We start from the raw sequence: 20,841 nt of genomic DNA on the forward strand, positions 1-20,841 counted from the left end.
CCAAGAGGGGCTTTTTTTAATACATCGCTATAAGCTTTCCGGAACCATACGCCTAGCGTATGGTTTTCTTTTAACAATAAAGCAGAGGCCACACGCCTCTGCATTCTACTTTTTAACAGTCAGTTTATTCATAAAATCAGTAGCAGATGAGATCTGAACCCCTTGATAATAGTGGCTGACGATATCCTTATATGTTTTGCCTTCCTTCGCCATACCATCTGCACCAAACTGGCTCATTCCCACACCATGCCCATATCCCTTTGTTTGAATAACAACATGATTCCCTTTACGTTCCCATGTAAAATCGGTTGAACGGAGTCCAAGAGCAGTTCGAATCTCTCTCCCTGTAAACGTCTTTCCACCAACTTCAACACTTGCAACACGATTTGTGCTAGTTCTCGCTGTTACCTTACCAACTTCATTACTATCTCCAAGCTCAATACCTAATCTCTTTTCAAACTCTGAAATTGTCATCTCTGTTTGACTATGAAATTTTTCTGTATTTACATCCCACGGACTTTCAACGCTTTTTAAATATGGTAACTCTGCTTGATAATAGTCCTCCGAATTTTCCGTATAGCCATTGCTCGTTGAGAAAAATAATGCATCAATTGGCGCCCCATCATACGTTAAAATTTGTCCTTGAGTTTCTGCTACTGCCTTGGTAATCTTTTCAATTTTCCAGTCATAGTCTTCTTTATGAATTTTCTTTAATTCTTCACGATTATGATATACCTGGTGATCTGTTGTATCTGTAACAACTGCTCCCTGTGGTACTTCAGGTTTATTTTCGCTTAACATTTGCCTTACTATGTATGTTCTCGCTGCAAGCGCTTGTGCCTTAAGTGCTTCAAGTTCAAACTCTGCTGGCATCTCAGAAGCAAGAACACGAATGACGTACTCTTCTAAAGGTACATTCTCAATATTACTTGAACTTGCACGGTAAACAGCTACCTCGACTGTTGGACCTGATGCAATTTGAGGTGTTTCAGGATTGGACTGGTGCTCTTCCGCTAGTTTACCGGCTTCCTTATCAGAGAAAGGAAGGACTAGCATGGTTGGGATCACTATTGTCATGACGAAAAGAACTGAAACTAGTACAATGATTGGTTTTATTGGTTTCATGTATGTCGAGCCTCCATAATTAAATTAATGCACATTCCCCGAACATGCACCTATATATCAATACTATGGTGGTGGACAAGCATTTATGACACCAAAATGAACAATAAAAAATATGGGGGTGAGATTAACCTTGCTTACCTCATTCACAATATTCCCTTACTTAAGAGTACGATTTTCCTCTCAGTTATCAAGATTTACCTTTTACTTTTTCCGATGTACTGCCCAAGCACTCACCACAGCAAACTTTCAAACCAAAAACAAATCACCAAATATACCCAATGCATAAAAACTAAAAATGCTAGAGATATTACCATTTGTGGGTAATGTCTCTAGCTTTTTGTGGTTAGTCAAAAGTTTACGTTTGCCTCTTCAACTAGGCTTTCAGTTACTTCATTGATTCGTTCAATGTCTGCGCCTAGTGCAGAGAGTTTTTGATGGAAGTCCACATAACCACGATCTAAGTGCTTTAGCTCAGTTACGCGAGTATAGCCATCAGCAACTAATCCAGAAAGAATTAAGGCAGCTGCTGCACGTAAGTCTGTTGCTGCAACTTCAGCACCTTGAAGCTGTGACTCTCCATTTATGATAACGGAACGGCCTTCTATTTTGATATCACCATTCATGCGGCGGAATTCTTCCACGTGCATGAAACGATTTTCAAATACAGTTTCAGTAATCATGCTAGTGCCTTGCGCACGTAGTAATAATGCCATCATTTGCGATTGCATGTCGGTTGGGAAGCCTGGATGTGGCATTGTTTTAATATCCACTGCCTTTAGCTTCTCTGGTCCAATAACACGTAGACCATCTTTTTCTTCAATAATTGTAACACCCATCTCTTCCATTTTTGCAACTAGTGAGCTTAGATGTTCTGGAACTGCTCCTTGAACAAGGACATTTCCTCCGGTAATAGCTGCTGCTACCATAAATGTACCTGCTTCAATACGGTCAGGAATGATATTATGAATAGCACCATGTAATTCATCGACACCTTCAATACGGATTGTACCAGTTCCTGCTCCGCGAACTTTTGCTCCCATAGCATTTAGGAAGTTAGCCAAATCGACAATTTCAGGTTCTTTCGCACAATTTTCAATTGTAGTAGTCCCTTCAGCAAGTGTTGCAGCCATCATGATGTTTTCAGTAGCTCCTACACTTGGGAAATCCATATATACTTTAGCTCCACGAAGTCTTCCTTTGACTTCTGCATCAATATATCCATTTCCAACCTTTACAACTGCACCCATTGCCTCAAAGCCTTTAAGATGTTGATCAATTGGTCTTGACCCAATTGCACAGCCGCCAGGTAGAGCCACTCTAGCATGGCCATTACGTGCAAGCAATGATCCCATGACTAAAACGGATGCGCGCATTTTACGAACATACTCAAAAGGTGCTTCTGTTTTTAGCTCTCTTGATGCATCTACAACGATTTGATTGTTTTCGAAAGTTACATCTGCGTTTAAGTAACGCAACACCTCATTAATCGTATACACATCTGAGAGCGTGGGTACTTCGTTTATAATACTTTTTCCATTACTAGCTAACAAGGATGCAGCGATTACTGGCAAAACGGCATTTTTTGCGCCTTCTACTTTGACAGTGCCGTTAAGCTTACGACCGCCACGGACGATGATTTTTTCCAAGGTATTCCCCTCCGCGTCCCATTTTCTCTATATTAATATTCATGCATGACAATTGGTGTTCCTACTTGCATGTCTTTATGGAACCCAATCTTACACGTTTCATTTCTGATAGTGGAAAATTTATCTTTCACACTGCTGTAGTATATGCAAACACCCGGGCAAATGTCTCTACTCAAAAAATCGGGGTTGCAATGCAATGTAGATCTTTTTATGAACGATCGTTTTTCACAAAATCATTTTCATCATATCATTCAACCATCTCTGTGTACAAGTGAAAATTGTGGGATTTTCTAATAACGTGTCGACATTTGTCTTTTTATATGGAAGGATGATAATAGTACAATAACGAATAAATTCTAGTCATTCTTCACATGATACATTAAATTCGAAAGGAACTTCTTCTTTATGAGGGTTTTACGATGAGAAATTTGTCACATTACTTGCTATAGTACAAAAGTATTGTTTAGCAGTAGGTTCATCACATTAGAAAAAAGTCCTTTCTCCTTACAATATCAACCATTTCCCAATAATTGGTCATACTTCCTAGGTTTTCTTTTCCCTTATAATTACTGCGCTAAACCAACTTCACCTGGTCTGTTCCATAAAAAACCAACGTATTTTTCTTTATCATTGGCATACTAGGAAATGTTTTAATTCTACCTTTTCACTACTTCCTCTCCATAGTAACATTTTTGCCAAAACCACCATTCAAATACGTGGAATATAGTGGAGAAGCCTATACTATCCTTTACTTGAGCATATAGATTTCCACAATATCCACACTATCCCCAATGTGTTGTTCAGCTTCAGCGCCTAGCCAGTTTTCCTACCTGAATTATCTTCTTCGAGTATCTTGCGCAAAAGCTTTCGGAGCAAGCATAGCTTGCACCTGCGAAGGTTACTCTCCTAGAAGTCTTCCTTAGTGCTTTTAAGCAGCTCGAGACTAGCTTCACCCTTCCTGCGGAGGCTTGAGCCTCCTTCGTCAGGGTTTCGAAGCACAGGACGTGCAAGTGCCGACGAAGACATAAGGACGTGGCGACATTAGTCGGCCAGCACTTCTCGGACTTGCACATGATGTGCTGACATCGACGTTCGCCACAGGACGTGGCGGGTTTTAGTCGATGTTCCTATAAAAAAGCCTCAGCATTTCGGTGTGTCAGGCACCACAAAAAGACATTTGTATTTCTGGAGAGGACACTCCTCGTTTTAAAATAGCATCGGTAGTTGTTGGGACCATAGTAGGTAGTCTAGAAAGAAGTTGCTTACGGTTGAGCCGATTGCGATGGTTAGTAGGATTAATAAGATACGCGCTTGGATCACGTGATTGGGTTTAATTAGTTTTTCATAGCGGATACCTTGTAAGGCCCACCAGGTAATGATGATAAATATTAAATGAGAGATTATGCTAATTAGTGCTTGGTATCCAAAACCTGCAAGCATGAAAACACTCCTTTATGTATAATTTCAATAACAGTTATAAGTTAAATAACGCCGCGTTTAATTCCACACGATTTCTATTTTACAACACTCCATACATAAAATCCCTTGTTCAATTGTAAAATTTATTTCTTCTGTATTAACATCAACATCTGATAATACGTTTTAATCCTCTGTTCAACGTGCGTACATAAAAAAAAGAAGAGGCATCCCCATACCTCTTCCTTGTATAACACCCCTGCAATAATGAAAACTGCAGCAGCTATAACTCTCATATAGCTGCCGCTAAAAATATTTTATCTAATAAAGTCGGCAAAGTTCCCGAATTGTTGGATGAATTCAAATGCAACTCCTGGGAAAATACCGAAGCCGACTGTTCCTAATACTGCGATAATCACTACTGCTAGTACTCCTGCTGGGAGCTTAACTTTGCTATCATCGGTAGCAGGTCTAAAGAACATTTGAGTAAGGATTCCAAAGTAATAGAAATAAGAGATTACTGTTGTTGCAATCATAACCGATGCAAGTACATAGTGTGCTGGATCTGTTATAAAAGCACCGATAAAGATTTTAAGCTTCCCAATAAATCCTGCAGTACCAGGTATTCCAGCTAATGAAAGGATGAATACTCCTAACGCAACTGCAGTTACCGGTGAACGCTTATAAAGTCCCGCGAATTGGCTAATATCCTCAGAACCTGATTTTTGCGTAATCACTTGGAGTATCGCAAAGAAACCAAGGTTCATGAACAGATATGCTACGAGGTAGAACCAGATTGCATCCATCATAAAATAAGAGAAAGTGACAAATGCTACTAATAAGTATCCTGCATGCGCAATACTTGAATACGCCATTAAACGCTTGATATTACGCTGTCTTAGAGCAATTGTATTACCAATAATCATCGTTACACCAGCTAGAATAGCTAAGTAATCCTGAAGGTGGAACAATAAGTATGGTGCTTCTCCATCACCTGATGGCGCCTGAACGAACAGAGTGATTATCAGACGTAAGATAATGACAAAGCCTGCTGTCTTAGATACAACACTTAAAAATGCCGTAACTGGTGTTGGAGCCCCTTGGTAAACATCAGGTGCCCACATATGGAATGGAGCAGCTGCAATTTTAAAGGAAAGACCAACAAACATCATAAATAGTGCAATTGCCATCAAGTAAATATATTGGCTATCGGCCGGAGTACTAAGTACTAAAAAAATCTCTCTAATATTCGTTGTACCTGCTAATCCATATACATAACTTACACCGAATAAGAAGATTGCGGTTGAAATACTTCCATTAATAACGTATTTCATCGCCGATTCATTTGATAGCTTATTACGCTTTCGAAGTCCAGCCAAGACATAAGAAGAAATAGATAGTAATTCCAAACCGACAAATAATGTTATTAAATCTGAGCTTGACGTCATAATCATGGAGCCTAACAAAGCAGTTAGGAATAAGTAGTAAAACTCTCCACGGTGCTCGAGACCGTCGTTTGGTTCATAATTCATTGCTAAAAGTAAAACCAACCCAGCTCCGACCAGTAGTACTAATTTAAACGCAATTGAAAAGGAATCGAGACGGAATGTATCAAATAAGATAGACGTTACATCATTTCCAATGAAGGAAACGGTAAAAGCAATCGCCGCAATGATTCCTGCAATTCCTACCCACGCCAGTGGCTTACGATCCTTGTCTTTTCCCATAAATAAGTCTAATAATGACAGAAGGGTTGCAACACCGAGGATGATAAACTCTGGTGCCATGACTCCCCACTCATAACTTAACAGTGTATCTATATCCATCCGGCTTACCCTCCTAACCCAAGCATGATAGTTTCAAGTGTAATCTGCAGTGGCTGTGTAAGCACGTTAGGATAAACACCAATTAATACGATAAAGCCGAGTAAAACAAATACTGGTACCATTTCGATTGGACGTATATCGAATGCACCATCATACAAATTGTTTGCTTTTCCGTACGTCACATTTAGCACAGCTCGTAATAAGTACACAGCTGTCATAATTATACCGATTGCCCCGATGGCAGCAAGTACCGGCATTACTTTAAATAGACCTAAGAAGGCCATGAATTCACTTACGAACCCAGACATTCCTGGTAGCCCAAGTGATGCCATTGCACCTACTAGTAAAAAGCCTGCAGTAAGCGGCATAACTTTTGCTAGACCACCAAGTTTTTCGATATACGATGTTCCTACACGCTCATACATAACACCAATGAGGAAGAACAATAGTGCCGAAATTAATCCGTGAGATACGACTTGGAAAACCGCACCTTGAATTCCTGCTTCATTCATTGATCCAAGTCCGATTAAGACAATCCCCATATGCGAGATACTTGAGTATGCGAGGACCATTTTTAAATCCTTTTGTACAAACGCTAAAAATGCACCGTATAGAAGATTCACCACACCTAATACGGCGATGATTGGAGCCAGTGTCGTAAATTCTTCAGGGAAAAATCCCATACCAAAACGGATAATACCGAATGCCCCAATTTTAAGTAAGATACCTGAGTGAATCATAACAATTGCAGGTGGTGCTTGTACGTGAACCCGAAGCATCCATGTATGCAATGGAAAAATCGGAAGCTTGATTCCAAATGCAATTAGTATTGCGACTAACAATCCGTAACGTAAATCCTCTGAGAACTCACCTGGAATTGGCAGCTTATCAGGAGGACTCGCAAATATAGATGTTAGTGCTGAAATATTGGTTGTTCCTGCTTTAGCAAAAATTATCATGATGACAATTAATAATATTGCTGAACCAATTCCGTTATAGATTAAAAAGCTGAACGCTGCTTTTTCTTTTTCAAAGTAACCCCATTTCCCAATCAAGAAGAACATGGAGATAAGCGTCATTTCAAAGAAAACAAAGAATAAGATTAAGTTACTTGCGGTGAATACTCCAAGCATTCCTAGTTCAAGTAAAAGGAATAACATGAAATATCCTTTCCATTCCTTTTTAATATGAATGGAAGCAAGTGCTGCAAGTGTAGCAATCACCGTTGTTAACAGAACTAAAACTAACGACAGACCGTTTACTCCTAATTCATAGTTAACTTCCCATGGATTGCCCTTTGGTAAAAAGCCAAACCAATAAAGGCTTTCCTTAAACGTATCAAGCTCGCCGCCACCGCGGTAAAATCCGTACACATAGAGTGCAAGAGCAAGTGATGGTAAAGTAGCTAAAAATCCAACCAGCTTTAGTGTTTTTTCTTCTGTCTTTGGCACAAAAGTAAGAACAATTATACCTAAAAGTGGGAAGAATACTAAAAGTGAAAGTATGAATGAACTCATTTTAAGTACCCCCCTGTTAAAGCCATAACTAGTAGAAGAACTGCCAATCCAACAAACGCGATTGATGCATATGTTTGTGTTTGACCGTTTTGAATCTTAGCTCCAAGCTTACCAATACCTTGAGTTGCTGCAGCAACACCTTTGACAATTCCACCTACTAAGAATTCATCGATATAACGTAGGAAAATACTAAATACCTTTGTCGCATACACAATTGACATATTGTAGAACTCATCAATATAGTATTTGTTGTAAACAATGTTGTACAGAATTGGTGCTCGTGAGCTAAGCCAGTCTCTTGATACTGATTTTTTACTATACATTAAATAAGCTAATAAAATTCCTAGTAATGACACTACTGTAGCCACAATCATGATCCAAGCTGGACCTTCAATATGGCCATGTCCGTACGCTTCTGTACCTTCCACTAACCAGTCACCTAAAAATGTACCAAACCAAGGTGTATTCACATACCCAGCAACAACTGCAAGGATACCTAACACGATCATTGGAATTGTCATAACAGATGGAGACTCATGTACATTTTTTTGCTTTCCTCTTGATTCACCTGTAAATACCATGAAGAACAAGCGGAACATATAAAATGCCGTGAAAAATGCAGCAATAACTGCTAACCAGAATAAGACATAATTACCGTGTGCCCAAGTGGCAATTAAAATTTCATCTTTACTAAAGAAACCAGAGAATAACGGAACACCACTAATCGCTAATGTACCGATTAAAAATAACGGTCCAGTTACGCGAAGCTTTTTCCATAATCCGCCCATTTCTTCAATGTTCTGTGTATGAACTGCATGGATAACACTACCTGCAGCCAGGAATAGTAATGCTTTAAAGAATGCATGTGTCATCAGATGGAACACACCCGCTACATAACCTGCAGAACCTAAAGCTAACATCATATAGCCCAACTGACTTACAGTTGAATATGCTAACACACGTTTGATATCCTTTTGAGCTAAACCAATTGATGCTGCAAAGATAGCAGTGATTCCTCCTACAACCGCCACTGTTAACATAGCTGTTTCACTTGCTGCGAATAACGGGAAGGTTGTAGCTACCAAATATACCCCAGCCGCAACCATAGTTGCTGCGTGGATTAAAGCTGAAACAGGTGTAGGACCTTCCATCGCATCAGGTAACCATGTATGAAGTGGAAACTGACCCGATTTACCAACTGCTCCAACAAAGATTAAGATTGCCGTTAATGTGATCATTGTTGATGAAATGGCTCCTGCTTCTACTGCAGAGAAAATTTCATCATATTCAAAGCTACCTACTTGCCAGAATAATAGGATCATCCCGATTAATAAGCCAACATCTCCAATACGCGTCATAATAAACGCCTTTTTCGCTGCAGCCTTAGCTTCTTCTTTAAAGAAGTAGAAACCAATTAATAGGAAGGAACCGACACCAACTAGCTCCCAGAAAATATACGTTTGCAGAAGGTTTGGCGAAATAACTAAGCCAAGCATCGCAAATGTGAATAGACCAAGGTACGCATAAAATACTGGAAAGCGCTCGTCATCGTGCATATATCCCTTCGAATACATATGTACTAAAAAGCTGACAAGCGATACTACGACTAACATAAGTGCATTTAATTGATTGACTTCAAAACCCGCTGTTAAGTGAACATCCCCAATTGATAACCACGTGCTCTCATATTTATATGTTGGATTCCCAAAGCGATCAAAGAGAACCAACACCGAGTATACGAATGAAACAAGAGTTAACAGAATGCCTACGTAGGCACTCGACTCCTTCAATCGTTTACCGAATATAAGAAGGAACAAAAAAGAGATAAGCGGGAAAAGCGGTATGATCCATGCATTTTCCATCATCGTATCACAATCCCCTTCTTTGACTTACGGTTAAAAGTGTGGAATTCCTTCCACTATTCTTTTTACCGGTAATTTTCTAATACGATATCCCTTACTAACGATGTAAGGACTTGTTTGATTAAAGTTAATGCTTCATTGTGTTCATTTCATCAATATTAACTGTACGGCGGTTTCTGTATAACGCCATTAATATCGCTAATCCTACAGCAAATTCAGCTGCCGCAATTGCAATTGTAAATAGAGAAAAGATTTGACCAGTTATTCCTGGCGCAGCTCCGTATTTACTGAATGCCACAAAGTTGATATTCACTGCATTTAGCATCAACTCAACCGAAATCAATACAATTACAGTATTTCGCTTCGTAAGAGCACCATATAGGCCGATACAAAACAGCATTAATGCTAATACAAGGTAGGCTGCTAATGGAACTGAACTCATTCCCCATCCGCCTCCTCTTCATTGTCTTTTTTCGCTAAAATAATGGAACCAACTAGCGCAACGAGTAACACAACAGATGTTAATTCAAATGGAATCACATATTTAGAATAAAGCTCGATTCCGATTTGTTCAGTATTGTTTACATGTAATTCTGTTGCCTGCTGACCAAAATCTAAATTATAAATTCCAAAGTATACTGCAACACCGAATGTAAGAATTCCACCGATTACTAAAATCTGACGACCAACACTAACCACAGGTTCGCTTGTATCATTGTGGCGTGTAAGCATGATTCCAAATAACATTAGAATGGTAATTGCACCTGAGTAGATAAGCACCTGTACAGCTGCGACAAATTCTGCATGAAGCAATACGTACAAACCCGCGATACTAATAAAGGTGAAAACCAGTGCGATAACCATGTGTACGACTTTTTGGAGGTTAAGCATTAAAATACCGCCGCCAAGCGCACTAATTGCCAGGACTATAAATGCTAAAAATTCTCCAGTCAAACTCACGCTTTATTCTCCTTTCGCAAGTTTGTATCGTTTTCGTCTAACCATTGCAAGTTCTTAAACAAATCATCACGGCTGTACTCAGCTAGTTCGAAATTATTTGTCATGATAATTGCTTCAGTTGGACAAACCTCTGTACATAGGTCACAAAGGATACAAATTTCAAAGTTAATGTCATACGTATCAATGACCTTCCCTTTTTTCGATGGGTCAGGGTGCTTTTTACCAGTTAACTGAATACAGTCAGTTGGACAAATATTGGCACATTGATTACATACGATACACTTTTCCGGATAGAACTTCTGAATACCACGGAAGCGATCCGGTAGTGGTAGCGGCTCATTCGGATAATCATATGTTACTTTCTTTAACGTCAATTGATTAAGGGTATATTTCATACCTTTCAGTAAGCCAATCATGTATTGTCACCCCTTTTTTAAAAGTTGAGCATCTACGAATGGTAAAACAAATTAATTTCTTTTTTAAAAGTGTGCTATTTCTTGCTTTTTCAGTAAGGTGCGGATTAGAAGGTTTGGTGATTTCCGCTCCTGGCACTCGCTTTCCGCGGGCGGACCGTGAGCCTCCTCGTCGCAGGCTCCTGCGGGGTCTCACCTGACTTGCACAGGATGTGCTGACGTCTACGTTCGCCACAGGACGTGGCGGTTTTTAGTAGACGATCCTATGACTTTCCCGCAGGAGTCTCGTGCCATACGCTCCAATCACCCTTCGGAAAACATAGAATTCAGTTATTTATTTCCCTACTAAAGCAGCCCTTAATAAAACAATTCCTTAATTAACGCTGATAGGAATATATTCGCTAAAGCGATTGGTAAAAGTACCTTCCAGCCGAATTCCATTAGTCTGTCCGCACGTAAACGCGGGAAGGTTGAACGGAACCAGATTAGGATAAATACGATTAAACCAAATTTTAATGAGAACCAAACTGCACCAGGTATAAAGTCTAAGAATAAAACCGGCTTCCAGCCACCTAAGAACAGTACAGTTGTTAAAGCTGCCATTGCAAACATATATACATATTCAGCTAGCATAAAGAAGGCCCATCTAAAACCAGAGTATTCAACATGGAAACCTGCAACAATTTCAGATTCTGCTTCAGGTAAGTCAAATGGAACACGATTCAACTCTGCCACTGATGCGATAAAGAAGACGACAAATGCAATTGGCTGCGCAAAGATGAACCAAACCTTGTCCTGTGCTTCTACGATATCTGATAGATTTAAGCTTCCAGATAATAAAATAACTCCGATTACAGACATAACAAGTGGAATCTCATAAGATATCATTTGTGCCGCAGCACGCATTCCACCCATGAGCGCATATTTGTTATTGGATGCCCAACCACCTGCTACAATTCCAATTGTAGTGATTCCAGATATGGCAATATAGTAGAGTAATCCAACTCCAATATCAGCAAATTTATAGTTATCTGTAAAAGGAAGTGTTGCCACAACCATGAAAGCAGGAGCAAATGCGATTACCGGTGCTAAAATGAATAGCGGTTTATCCGCAACCTTTGGAATCACATCTTCTTTTAGTAGAAGCTTCAAAACGTCGGCTACTGTCTGTAAAAGTCCCCAACGTCCACCAACTTGGTTCGGACCTTGACGCGCCTGCATGAAACCCATTACTTTACGTTCAGCAAGTATCGCGTAAGTAACAAAGCCAAGGATAACTAAAAGTAATACGGTCGCTAATAAAAAGTAAATACCAAAATTCGCCCAGCTTGGAGGTGAATTTAATAAACTATCGATCATTAGCCGTCTACCTCCCCAAGAACAATATCAATTGCACCTAAGATTGCAATTAGATTTGCCATATTCTCACCTTTTAAAAGTTTCGGGAGGATTTGGAGATTGTAAAATGACGGACGTCGGAATTTCAAACGATATGGCTCTTTTTTACCATCACTTGCAATATAGCAACCAATTTCTCCACGAGGTGACTCGATTCTTACAAACGCTTCACCTTTTGGTGCTTTAATGATTTTCGGTACTTTTGCCATGATTTCTCCCTCTTCAGGGAATTGTTCAACAGCTTGCTCAATAATTTTTAGTGACTCTTCAATCTCAGCCATACGACAATGGTAGCGTGCCCACGCATCTCCACCATCTCTAGTTGGCACATCAAAGTCGAATCGATCGTAAATGGAGTATGGCTCATCTTTACGTAAGTCCCATTTAACTCCTGTACAACGAAGGTTCGTTCCACTTAATGAGTAGTTTAATGCATCTTCTTTCGTGTATTTTCCTACACCGATTACACGGTCACGGAAAATCTCATTCCCTGTTACAAGCTGATGATACCCAGGAAGTTGACTTCTCATATAAGGAACAAATTCTTTTACTTTTTCAATCCAGCCTTCTGGTGCATCCCACTTAACTCCTCCTACACGCATGTAGTTGAACGTTAAACGAGCTCCTGAAAGTTCATTTAATAGGTTGATAATCATTTCCCGTTCTCTAAACGCATATAAAAACGGTGTCGTTGCTCCGATATCAAGCAAATACGTTCCCCACCATACCAGATGGCTTGCAACTCTTCCTAACTCCATTGCAAGAACACGCAGATACTCCGCTCTCTCTGGTACTTGAATATCCATCATTGTCTCTACAGCATGACAAAGTACATAGTTATTTGTCATTGCTGATAGGTAATCCATGCGGTCTGTATAAGGAATAATTTGAGTATATTGCAGATCTTCTGCTAATTTTTCGGTACCACGGTGTAGATACCCAATTACCGGTGTAGCTTCCTTAATTATTTCCCCGTCAATTTTTACAACAAGGCGGAATACTCCGTGAGTACTTGGATGCTGTGGTCCTACGTTTAGGAGCATTTCTTCTGTACGAATCAAATGCTACACCTCCACATCATACGGTTCATAATCTTTTCTAAGTGGATAACCCACCCAATCATCTGGTAATAGAATTCTTGTTAAATTCGGATGACCAGTAAAGCTTATACCTAATAAGTCAAACGCTTCTCGCTCTGGCCAATTCGCACCTTCCCAAAGTGGCTGTAACGATTGAATTGTCGGTTCATCCCGGTCAATCTTCACCTTAAGAGCAACTGATTGTCTATTTTTGTATGAGAATAGATGTACATACACTTCCATATGCGTTTGAAAGTCGGTTCCGTGTAATTCGGATAGATAATCAAAACCCAATTGCTCATTATACTTTAAAAATTCTGCTATTTTAAAATATGTATCTGGCTTTGCCACTAGAGTAGGTACGTCTTTTGATAAAGTATTAATATATGAGTCTTCTAAAACTTCACCTAAATGTTCTTTTATTACTTTTACATACTTTTCTAGATATGGTTGATTTGGAGAAGGCTTTGTTTCTTCAACAACCTCATCTGCTCCAGCGTTTGCTGATTTAGCTCTAGCTGCTGCCGCTGCCTTTGCTTTTGCTGCTGCAATTGCCTTCGCTTTTTCTTTTGCAAGATCATCAGCATCTCCAGCTTCTCCACCTGCGGCTTTCGCTTTTGCCTTTGCCGCCGCTGCTGCTTTTGCCTTTGCTACTGCCGCTGCCTTGGCTTTCGCTTTTGCAGCCTCATCATCACCAGAATCTGCTCCAGCACCTTCCATTGCCTTTTGCTTTGCAAGTGCTGCCGCTTTTGCCTTCGCAGCTGCTACTGCCTTCGCTTTGGCTTTCGCTAAGTCGTCATCGTCGGATGAACTTCCCTTTGCAGCCTCTGCCGCTTTTTGCTTAGCTAATGCAGCCGCCTTCGCCTTTGCTGCTGCTACAGCTTTTGCTTTTGCCGTTGCAAGGTCGTCACCATCTGATGACTCTTCTTTTGAAGCTTCTGCTGCTTTTTGTTTCGCTAATGCCGCTGCTTTCGCTTTCGCTGCCGCTGCCGCCTTTTGCTTAGCAAGGTCTTTATCATCAGAAGAAGTTTCTTCATTTTTCGGCTCAGCCGCTTTCTGTTTTGCGAGTGCCGCTGCTTTCGCTTTCGCCGCTGCTGCCGCCTTCGCTTTTGCTAGATCAATATTTTCTTCTTGTGAAGTGTTTTCTTCACTTACAGGTTCAGCTGCTTGTTCTGCTGCTTTCTGCTTCGCAAGTGCCGCCGCTTTGGCTTTTGCTGCAGCTGCTGCCTTCGCTTTCGCTATATCTATGTTTTCTTCCTTAGGCTTTTCTTCACTCTTTGCCTCAGCTGCTTGTTTCTCAGCTAGACGTTGCTTCGCAAGCTCCTTCGCTCGCTCCGCAGCCTCACGTTTTTGTTGTTCCAGATCTTTTTCATCGCTCACGCTAGATCACCTTCTTCCCTGTCTTAGCCTCATAGCGAATCTTCTCTTTTAATTTATTAATCCCGTAAATAAGTGCCGCTGGATTTGGAGGACAACCCGGAATGTACACATCAACTGGTACGATTTGGTCTACCCCTTTAACCACCGCGTATGATTTTACATAAGGACCCCCTGCAGTCGCACAAGACCCCATCGCAATAACCCACTTAGGTTCAGGCATTTGATCATATAATCTCTTTAAAACAGGAGCCATTTTCTTCGTAACAGTACCCGACACAATCATACAGTCTGACTGACGTGGGGAAGTACGGAAAAACGATCCAAAACGGTCTAAATCATAGTGAGAAGAGCCTGTACCCATCATCTCAATCGCACAACAAGCCAGACCAAATGTAAGTGGCCATAGTGAATTACTACGTGCCCATCCCTTCACTTGCTCCAGCGTCGTTATGAATACACTTCTCTTCAATTCTTCCATCTCTAAATCTGAAATACCATCAATTTTTAAATCCATTTCAACACGCCCTTCTTCCATGCATAAACTAAGCCGATAACGAGCATTACAACGAAAATGAACATCTCAATTAACGCAAAAATACCAAGTTTATCGTAAGCAACAGCCCATGGATATAAAAAGACTGTCTCTACATCAAAAATAACGAATAATAAAGCGAAAATATAATACCTTACATTAAACTGTACACGTGAATCATGAAATGGTTCAATCCCACTCTCATATGTAGTAGCCTTCGCTTCACTCGGCGCATGAGGTCTCAAAAAACGACCAAGAGTCAATGCCACAATAGGTAAAATAATCCCCAACAACAAGAAGACAACCACAATTAAGTAATTGTTCAAGTACTGATTCAAAAAATCTTCCATGCAGCCCCCTCCGATATTCTCGAAAAATTTGTAGTGATAAAAATATTTAAACATGTAACCGATAACATTATAGCACTTTTACCAACAAAGTGTCGACCAAACCTGGCACATATTCACGGAAAATACCTTTTCAATAAAATGAATGAGAATGCCGCGGGAAAAGCTAGCTTTTCCAAGCAAATTCTCATTCATTTTATTGTTTCAGCCGATAGGCTGAAATGATGAAGCGTAGCTTCATCAAAAAGGTAATTTCCACCCCATATAGAAAGCCGTACCCAACTTGTCGACACCTTGTCCCCTCCCCCTAGCCAAAAAGCCGCCAGGCTTTTTGGCGTACTACCAGACTCAGAATTACTAGAATCTAAAAGGTTTTTTTCTTTTCTGGAATCTAGGGTTTTAAAGGAATTCATCATCTGGAACGAAGTTCCAGCTAATCTAATAATTCCACCTGTCCCCAATCCCCCAAACTATCGCACTAAAACATTATCCACCCCTAACCCTATTAAACTATTCAAAAATCGTCAATGACATGCATCACATCTTTCATATGAAATTTAACAATCACCTCCGTCTACTACCCAGCGCTTTTTAAATTTACCCATAATCACAAAAAATCCCTTTAATTTAAAGACCCGCAAGGGTCCATCCACCATTCTCACATTAACTCCAACCCCACAAAGTAACCAAAACCAAAAACCCCAAAAGCACTCCCGCTTCTGGGGTTAAATATAATATTCAATTCAATGCTAGCAGTTTTAATTAGCACTAACTCCTTTAGAACCAACTATCTTCCTAAATTTAATTACCTCTCTCAAGATGATAGATATAACGATCTGCTGATTTTATAACGGAACTTTTCCCATCCTTTTCAATTCTACTTTCGAAAGCACCATAAATAGAAGTGAATTCATATTTTTCTAGTATCTGTTTTATCTTTTTCACTTCATGAACAGGCAAAGGAATACGGTTTGGGTGACTATACATAAAACTAACCCAACCGGGGTCTGGTACAATAAAAATGGTATCTCCAACCAATAATGTCCCATCTGATTTCGAACCCTTTTTCCAATGTAACACGGAGCTCCCCTTAAAATGTCCACCAGTGTTAATAAGCGTTATATCTGGCATTAACACAGATTCCTCTCCATCCCACAAATGATAGCGAGGACTTTGTCTTGTAATCCATTGTTGATCTGATTGATGAATATAAACCGGGCAACCAAATACATCCGCCCATTCTACAACCGTGCTGTAATAGTGAGGGTGTGATAGAGCAATTGCCTGTATTCCTCCTAAATCATTGATTGCTTCAATCGTTCTACTATCTAGGTAAGTAATACAATCCCAAAGGACATTACCCTCAGGCGTTCGAACTAAATAAGCTCTTTGTCCTATGGCTATTTGTGGCTTTGTTTGAATACTATAGAGATTTTCTTCCAATTTGGTAATTTCATTCATATATGGTTCCTTCAAATAATCTTCCAACCTGGTCCATTCTTGACCACTGCTAGGAACATATTGTCTATCATCAGAACAAATGATACAGAGTTTTGGTTCCTCTTTCGTTGCGTCATACTGTACACCACATGTATTGCATATAAAATTGGTCATACAATCCCTCCTTTTTAAGGTAACCTTACTTAATCGTTTACCAATCTTTTAATTAGCCATTTACTACATAATCCACATTCTCTACTTGCCCCTCAAATCCGATTGGCAAAACCTTATTAATCAATAAATCAATAAACTTCTCTTTTTCCTCAAAGCACGCATAATGACCAGATTCTTCAAAAATTACGAGTTGTTTGTATTCCGCTTTTAAAAATAAATAATATTCCTCTATTAATTCTGGAAAGACAATGCGGTCGTGCTGTCCAGCAATCAAAAATACCGGAACTTTTACTTCAGGAACCAACTCAAAAAAGTTTAGGGCTGTTATTTCATCCCACAGATTTTTGGAGGAGAACCCAAATCCCTTCATAAAGGATACCTTTTCCTTTAACGTAAGATGAGTACTCATAATGTAACTCAGATTAACCAATGCAGCATTCATTTTATAAGTAACACCATTAAACTTTGTTAGCCATTTCCGTTGCAAAACCATATCCTCAATTTTTTGATAAACACCATTGGAAGGAGGCCCAATTTTTTTCAGTTCTCTTTGTGCCTTTCTATTTCCCTTTCTCTTTGCCATCTCATACGCATACTCATATGATCTTTTTTCTTCCTCCTCACGATGAATAGGTTGATTAATTCCTATATAGGCGTTAACTATTTCGGGGTACCTATGTACAAACAAAAGTCCATACGCAGCACCAACTGATTGACCCATTATGTATAATTTTCGCTTATAAAATTGGGCAAGTAAGTATTGGGAGAGCTCGTAGGCATCTGCTACTATTTGATTTACATTCATACTCTCTGGTGATACTCGAGAGGAATATGACTTTCCAGAACCACGTTGGTCCCAATTAACTACTACAAATTTTTCTTCCAGCTCAGCCAGGTACTTCCGCTGTGCACCTGTTTGGGGACTCCCGGGTCCGCCATGAAGAAATAATAATAGCGGTAAGTCTTTGTGTTTTCCTCTAACGGTAATCCATTGGTCCACACCTCCGAGATTTATTTTTTCTATTTTTGAAATGCTATTTTCAATTATATGACCCTCTTTGTCTAAAAATCGCGGTAGGTAGCCACCTATTACTTGCTTTATCACTATCATCACTCCTGTTTTTTACTAACGTTAGTTAGTATTATAAAATGAATAAACAACTGCTTTTTACGAGTTTTACGTATTATCTTTTTGATAAAAGGAATCTGAAATAAGCCCTTGATTCTCTATTACTTTGCTGTCTTCGCCACATTTTCTAAAAACATCCCAACAATTAATATGCTCAGAATAGATACCACCGAACTTAAAATAAATAAGTAGGAAAAACCAGATGGAAAGGCAACAATGAGTGCTCCTCCAATTACAGGTCCTAATGTTGATCCAATCGATCTTGTCAGGCTTAAATATCCCATCGCCAGACCGGTTTCTAAAGGATTAATTTCATTCATAATTAGAATGTTCAAAGGTGCACCAATAATAATACCTACTCCAAATCCCATAATCGTGATGACAACCATAAATAACTCAAGCGACGAAACAATAGTAGCCAACGATATTGAACCTATTAGTGAAATGAGGAATCCTAGGATTAGTACTTTCTTTGCACCTACTTTATCACTTAAAATTCCTGCAACTAGAGAAGCAATGGTTGATGAAACCGCAAATGGTGTAGCAAAAATTCCCGAACTACCTTTTTCTAAATGAAGGATTGCTTCAGAAAAATACGGTAAGAAGTTAATCGAAGTTGCCATTACAACACCTGAAAATAAAGACGTAACTAAAATGACAAGTGTTGACTTTCTTGTAAAATACGCACTGTTTAACACTGGGTCCGTTTGTTTCTTCTCAATTCCTAGCAGGATAGGAATTAATAGAATTCCTATTCCAATGAAAACTAGATTGCCGCTTGTTATCCCATACATGGTTGCTAATATTGTAATACTTACTAAAAAGATTCCTTTATAATCAATTGGTTTAACGATAACCTGCTGAGTTTGCTTGTACCTTGCAACCATCATTAACACAATAAATGAGATTGGAAGATTAATTAGAAAAATCCATTGCCATTCGAAGTAGGAAATAATGAGTCCTCCTACTGATGGTCCTAAAATCGTACCGATTCCAAACGCAACTCCTACATATCCTAATGCTCTTCCCCGTTTCTCTGGTGGATAGGTAGCCACAATCTGAGCCGATGTTATTGGGAATATTCCACCACTCCCCATAGCTTGTATAGCTCTCCCTATTAAAAACATTGGAAAATTGGCTGCAATTGCTGCAATTGTGGAGCCAATTGCAAATAATGATATCCCCAACATAAATGTTTGCTTTCTACCAATCCGATCAGAAAGTTTACTTAAGATAGGTATACTTATTGCAAACGTAAGAGTATATATCGTAAAACTCCAAGTTCCCCATGAAGCAGAAACATTGAAAGCCTCTAGAATAGAGCTCAGTGCAGGGCCAACAATCCCATGGTCAATCGCCCCCATAAAAACACCCATTAAAAATATAAATACAATGCTTTGATCTGATAGCCGATTTGCATTTTGTTTAATTCCTACTGTCTGTGTGTGCACGATTTTTACTACCTCCATTTATTACATATAATTTATGAAATTTTGATTCAGTGACCGACTCATTAATACTTCTCTTGCTAAGATTTGTACCTAAGACACCCATAATAATCATGAAGGAACCTATTATATGATATAAGTAAATTTCCTCATTAAGGATTAGTGCCCCAGCTGATATTGAAATGATTGTTGATAAATTCGAAAAGATACTCATATTGGTAGCCGAAAGCTTCGATAAAATGTAATTAGATAAATATGAGGTCAAGAATGTTGCAAGAACTCCTAAAAATAACACTGAAACTGTAAAGTCTACCCTCGTAATTAATAGGAAATACTCGATAAGAGTACCTTGAATTAACCGAGTAACAATGTTAAAACCGTTAAAGAAAACTAACCCGAGGGTTACCATCACATATGTTAACTGAATTGGAGTGTACGATACCGAGAGATACCTTGAAATTACAGCATAGCCAGAAAGGGAAATACATGAAATAATTAAAAATCCAATTCCCATTAACTTCAGATTTGAAACCTCAAGTGAGATACCATTGTTATAAAAAATATAGACAACTCCAGAAATTGATAGCGAGATAAACAGCAACTGAATCATGTTTATTTTTTCTTTCAGAAAGAAGAAGGCTAATATACTTGTTAACGCAGGAGAAAATGCTAAAATAATTCCTCCTTCTGCTGAAGAGGCAAAATTGACTCCAAATGCTTGAAAACTAAAAAACAGTACCGGGTAAAATAATGCCAATAAAGAGAGGGAAAGTATTGATTTATTGTTTGTAAGACTCAATTTTTTCCGGTCCTTGACCAAATATTTTCTATATAAAGTCAAGGCGATCCATGCAATTAAAAAGCGGTAGCCTAATGTATCCATAGGTGACGAAACTTCAATAGCGACCTTTGTAAACATAAAAGATAATCCCACTATCGTTGCATTCACGATAGCAGCAATATACACTCCAGTTAACTTATTCATATCGTTAACCCTCCAACTTTTTCTTGTTACTTTTATTATAAAATCCCTGTTTTAAACAAAAAGGGAACAAGTTAAGAAAATCTGACCTCTTTTAAGTAATCCAAAACCAAAAGATGTTTTATCGTTTCTATTAGAAAAAGCACCACAATTGGGGTGCCTTTTTT

Annotated in this window: 19 protein-coding genes; all 19 read right to left on the reverse strand. The window is 39.1% G+C overall.

The genetic code is table 11. The features are described 5' to 3' along the window. Window positions 1–105 precede the first annotated feature (105 nt). The 19 genes from spoIID to AB3M96_RS09690 all read right to left on the reverse strand — a co-directional run bounded on the left by spoIID (window position 106) and on the right by AB3M96_RS09690 (window position 20,677). Entirely contained in the window at window positions 106–1,125 is a 1,020-nt protein-coding gene (gene spoIID / locus AB3M96_RS09600; protein ID WP_412967382.1) for a stage II sporulation protein D, read from the reverse strand. A 347-nt stretch (window positions 1,126–1,472) separates the two neighbouring features. Further along, the gene (murA, locus tag AB3M96_RS09605) at window positions 1,473–2,771 is read right to left on the reverse strand and encodes a UDP-N-acetylglucosamine 1-carboxyvinyltransferase (RefSeq protein WP_412967383.1); all 1,299 of its coding nucleotides are present in this window, start codon (window positions 2,769–2,771) and stop codon (window positions 1,473–1,475) included. Window positions 2,772–3,977: 1,206 nt separating this feature from the next. Further along, window positions 3,978–4,211: a DUF1146 family protein gene (locus AB3M96_RS09610; protein ID WP_412967384.1), complete on the reverse strand. Its 234-nt coding sequence runs from the start codon at window positions 4,209–4,211 to the stop codon at window positions 3,978–3,980. Window positions 4,212–4,504: 293 nt separating this feature from the next. Next, window positions 4,505–6,013, reverse strand: a complete 1,509-nt coding sequence (gene nuoN, locus AB3M96_RS09615; RefSeq protein WP_412967385.1) for an NADH-quinone oxidoreductase subunit NuoN — start codon at window positions 6,011–6,013, stop codon at window positions 4,505–4,507. 5 nt (window positions 6,014–6,018) lie between these two features. Then, a complete protein-coding gene (locus AB3M96_RS09620) occupies window positions 6,019–7,530 on the reverse strand; it encodes a complex I subunit 4 family protein (RefSeq protein ID WP_412967386.1) in 1,512 nt (503 codons plus the stop codon). Further along, the gene (gene nuoL, locus AB3M96_RS09625; RefSeq protein ID WP_412967387.1) at window positions 7,527–9,395 is read right to left on the reverse strand and encodes an NADH-quinone oxidoreductase subunit L; all 1,869 of its coding nucleotides are present in this window, start codon (window positions 9,393–9,395) and stop codon (window positions 7,527–7,529) included. Before nuoL ends, AB3M96_RS09620 begins: the two co-directional genes overlap by 4 nt. Window positions 9,396–9,519: 124 nt before the next feature. Further along, on the reverse strand, window positions 9,520–9,834 hold the full coding sequence (nuoK, locus tag AB3M96_RS09630; RefSeq protein ID WP_412967388.1) for an NADH-quinone oxidoreductase subunit NuoK: 315 nt from the start codon (window positions 9,832–9,834) through the stop codon (window positions 9,520–9,522). Further along, the gene (locus tag AB3M96_RS09635) at window positions 9,831–10,346 is read right to left on the reverse strand and encodes an NADH-quinone oxidoreductase subunit J (RefSeq protein ID WP_412967578.1); all 516 of its coding nucleotides are present in this window, start codon (window positions 10,344–10,346) and stop codon (window positions 9,831–9,833) included. Before AB3M96_RS09635 ends, nuoK begins: the two co-directional genes overlap by 4 nt. A 2-nt stretch (window positions 10,347–10,348) precedes the next feature. Further along, window positions 10,349–10,768: an NADH-quinone oxidoreductase subunit NuoI gene (gene nuoI, locus AB3M96_RS09640; RefSeq protein WP_412967389.1), complete on the reverse strand. Its 420-nt coding sequence runs from the start codon at window positions 10,766–10,768 to the stop codon at window positions 10,349–10,351. A gap of 354 nt (window positions 10,769–11,122) precedes the next feature. Then, window positions 11,123–12,124 carry an NADH-quinone oxidoreductase subunit NuoH gene (gene nuoH / locus AB3M96_RS09645; RefSeq protein ID WP_412967390.1) on the reverse strand — a complete coding sequence of 334 codons (1,002 nt, stop codon included), beginning with the start codon at window positions 12,122–12,124 and terminating at the stop codon, window positions 11,123–11,125. Continuing rightward, on the reverse strand, window positions 12,124–13,224 hold the full coding sequence (locus AB3M96_RS09650) for an NADH-quinone oxidoreductase subunit D (RefSeq protein ID WP_412967391.1): 1,101 nt from the start codon (window positions 13,222–13,224) through the stop codon (window positions 12,124–12,126). Before AB3M96_RS09650 ends, nuoH begins: the two co-directional genes overlap by 1 nt. 3 nt (window positions 13,225–13,227) lie before the next feature. Beyond that, a complete protein-coding gene (locus AB3M96_RS09655; protein ID WP_412967392.1) occupies window positions 13,228–14,622 on the reverse strand; it encodes an NADH-quinone oxidoreductase subunit C in 1,395 nt (464 codons plus the stop codon). 1 nt (window position 14,623) lies between these two features. Beyond that, window positions 14,624–15,136, reverse strand: coding sequence for a NuoB/complex I 20 kDa subunit family protein (locus tag AB3M96_RS09660; RefSeq protein ID WP_412967393.1), 513 nt, complete (start codon window positions 15,134–15,136; stop codon window positions 14,624–14,626). After that, window positions 15,127–15,504, reverse strand: coding sequence for an NADH-quinone oxidoreductase subunit A (locus tag AB3M96_RS09665; protein WP_412967394.1), 378 nt, complete (start codon window positions 15,502–15,504; stop codon window positions 15,127–15,129). The genes AB3M96_RS09660 and AB3M96_RS09665 overlap by 10 nt, the downstream gene beginning before the upstream one ends. Before the next feature lie 188 nt (window positions 15,505–15,692). Next, window positions 15,693–15,962 carry a hypothetical protein gene (locus AB3M96_RS09670; RefSeq protein WP_412967395.1) on the reverse strand — a complete coding sequence of 90 codons (270 nt, stop codon included), beginning with the start codon at window positions 15,960–15,962 and terminating at the stop codon, window positions 15,693–15,695. Window positions 15,963–16,302: 340 nt separating this feature from the next. Next, window positions 16,303–17,115, reverse strand: a complete 813-nt coding sequence (locus AB3M96_RS09675) for an MBL fold metallo-hydrolase (protein ID WP_412967396.1) — start codon at window positions 17,113–17,115, stop codon at window positions 16,303–16,305. A 52-nt stretch (window positions 17,116–17,167) separates the two neighbouring features. Beyond that, complete coding sequence (locus AB3M96_RS09680; protein ID WP_412967397.1) at window positions 17,168–18,220, reverse strand: alpha/beta fold hydrolase; 1,053 nt, start codon at window positions 18,218–18,220, stop codon at window positions 17,168–17,170. 125 nt (window positions 18,221–18,345) lie between these two features. Beyond that, a complete protein-coding gene (locus AB3M96_RS09685) occupies window positions 18,346–19,695 on the reverse strand; it encodes an MFS transporter (protein WP_412967398.1) in 1,350 nt (449 codons plus the stop codon). Beyond that, complete coding sequence (locus AB3M96_RS09690) at window positions 19,670–20,677, reverse strand: DMT family transporter (protein WP_412967399.1); 1,008 nt, start codon at window positions 20,675–20,677, stop codon at window positions 19,670–19,672. Before AB3M96_RS09690 ends, AB3M96_RS09685 begins: the two co-directional genes overlap by 26 nt. Between the last annotated feature and the right edge of the window lie 164 nt (window positions 20,678–20,841).

Source organism: Ferdinandcohnia jepli, assembly GCF_047246645.1.
Taxonomy (GTDB): Bacteria; Bacillota; Bacilli; order Bacillales; family Bacillaceae_L; genus Ferdinandcohnia.

Excerpts from the sequence above, each read along its gene's own strand:
- spoIID (WP_412967382.1), bottom strand. The coding sequence starts at position 1,125 with ATGAAACCAATAAAACCAATCATTGTACTAGTTTCAGTTCTTTTCGTC.
- AB3M96_RS09610 (WP_412967384.1), bottom strand. The coding sequence starts at position 4,211 with ATGCTTGCAGGTTTTGGATACCAAGCACTAATTAGCATAATCTCTCAT.
- nuoN (WP_412967385.1), bottom strand. The coding sequence starts at position 6,013 with ATGGATATAGATACACTGTTAAGTTATGAGTGGGGAGTCATGGCACCA.
- AB3M96_RS09620 (WP_412967386.1), bottom strand. The coding sequence starts at position 7,530 with ATGAGTTCATTCATACTTTCACTTTTAGTATTCTTCCCACTTTTAGGT.
- nuoL (WP_412967387.1), bottom strand. The coding sequence starts at position 9,395 with ATGATGGAAAATGCATGGATCATACCGCTTTTCCCGCTTATCTCTTTT.
- nuoK (WP_412967388.1), bottom strand. The coding sequence starts at position 9,834 with ATGAGTTCAGTTCCATTAGCAGCCTACCTTGTATTAGCATTAATGCTG.
- nuoI (WP_412967389.1), bottom strand. The coding sequence starts at position 10,768 with ATGATTGGCTTACTGAAAGGTATGAAATATACCCTTAATCAATTGACG.
- nuoH (WP_412967390.1), bottom strand. The coding sequence starts at position 12,124 with ATGATCGATAGTTTATTAAATTCACCTCCAAGCTGGGCGAATTTTGGT.
- AB3M96_RS09660 (WP_412967393.1), bottom strand. The coding sequence starts at position 15,136 with ATGGATTTAAAAATTGATGGTATTTCAGATTTAGAGATGGAAGAATTG.
- AB3M96_RS09665 (WP_412967394.1), bottom strand. The coding sequence starts at position 15,504 with ATGGAAGATTTTTTGAATCAGTACTTGAACAATTACTTAATTGTGGTT.
- AB3M96_RS09675 (WP_412967396.1), bottom strand. The coding sequence starts at position 17,115 with ATGACCAATTTTATATGCAATACATGTGGTGTACAGTATGACGCAACG.
- AB3M96_RS09690 (WP_412967399.1), bottom strand. The coding sequence starts at position 20,677 with ATGAATAAGTTAACTGGAGTGTATATTGCTGCTATCGTGAATGCAACG.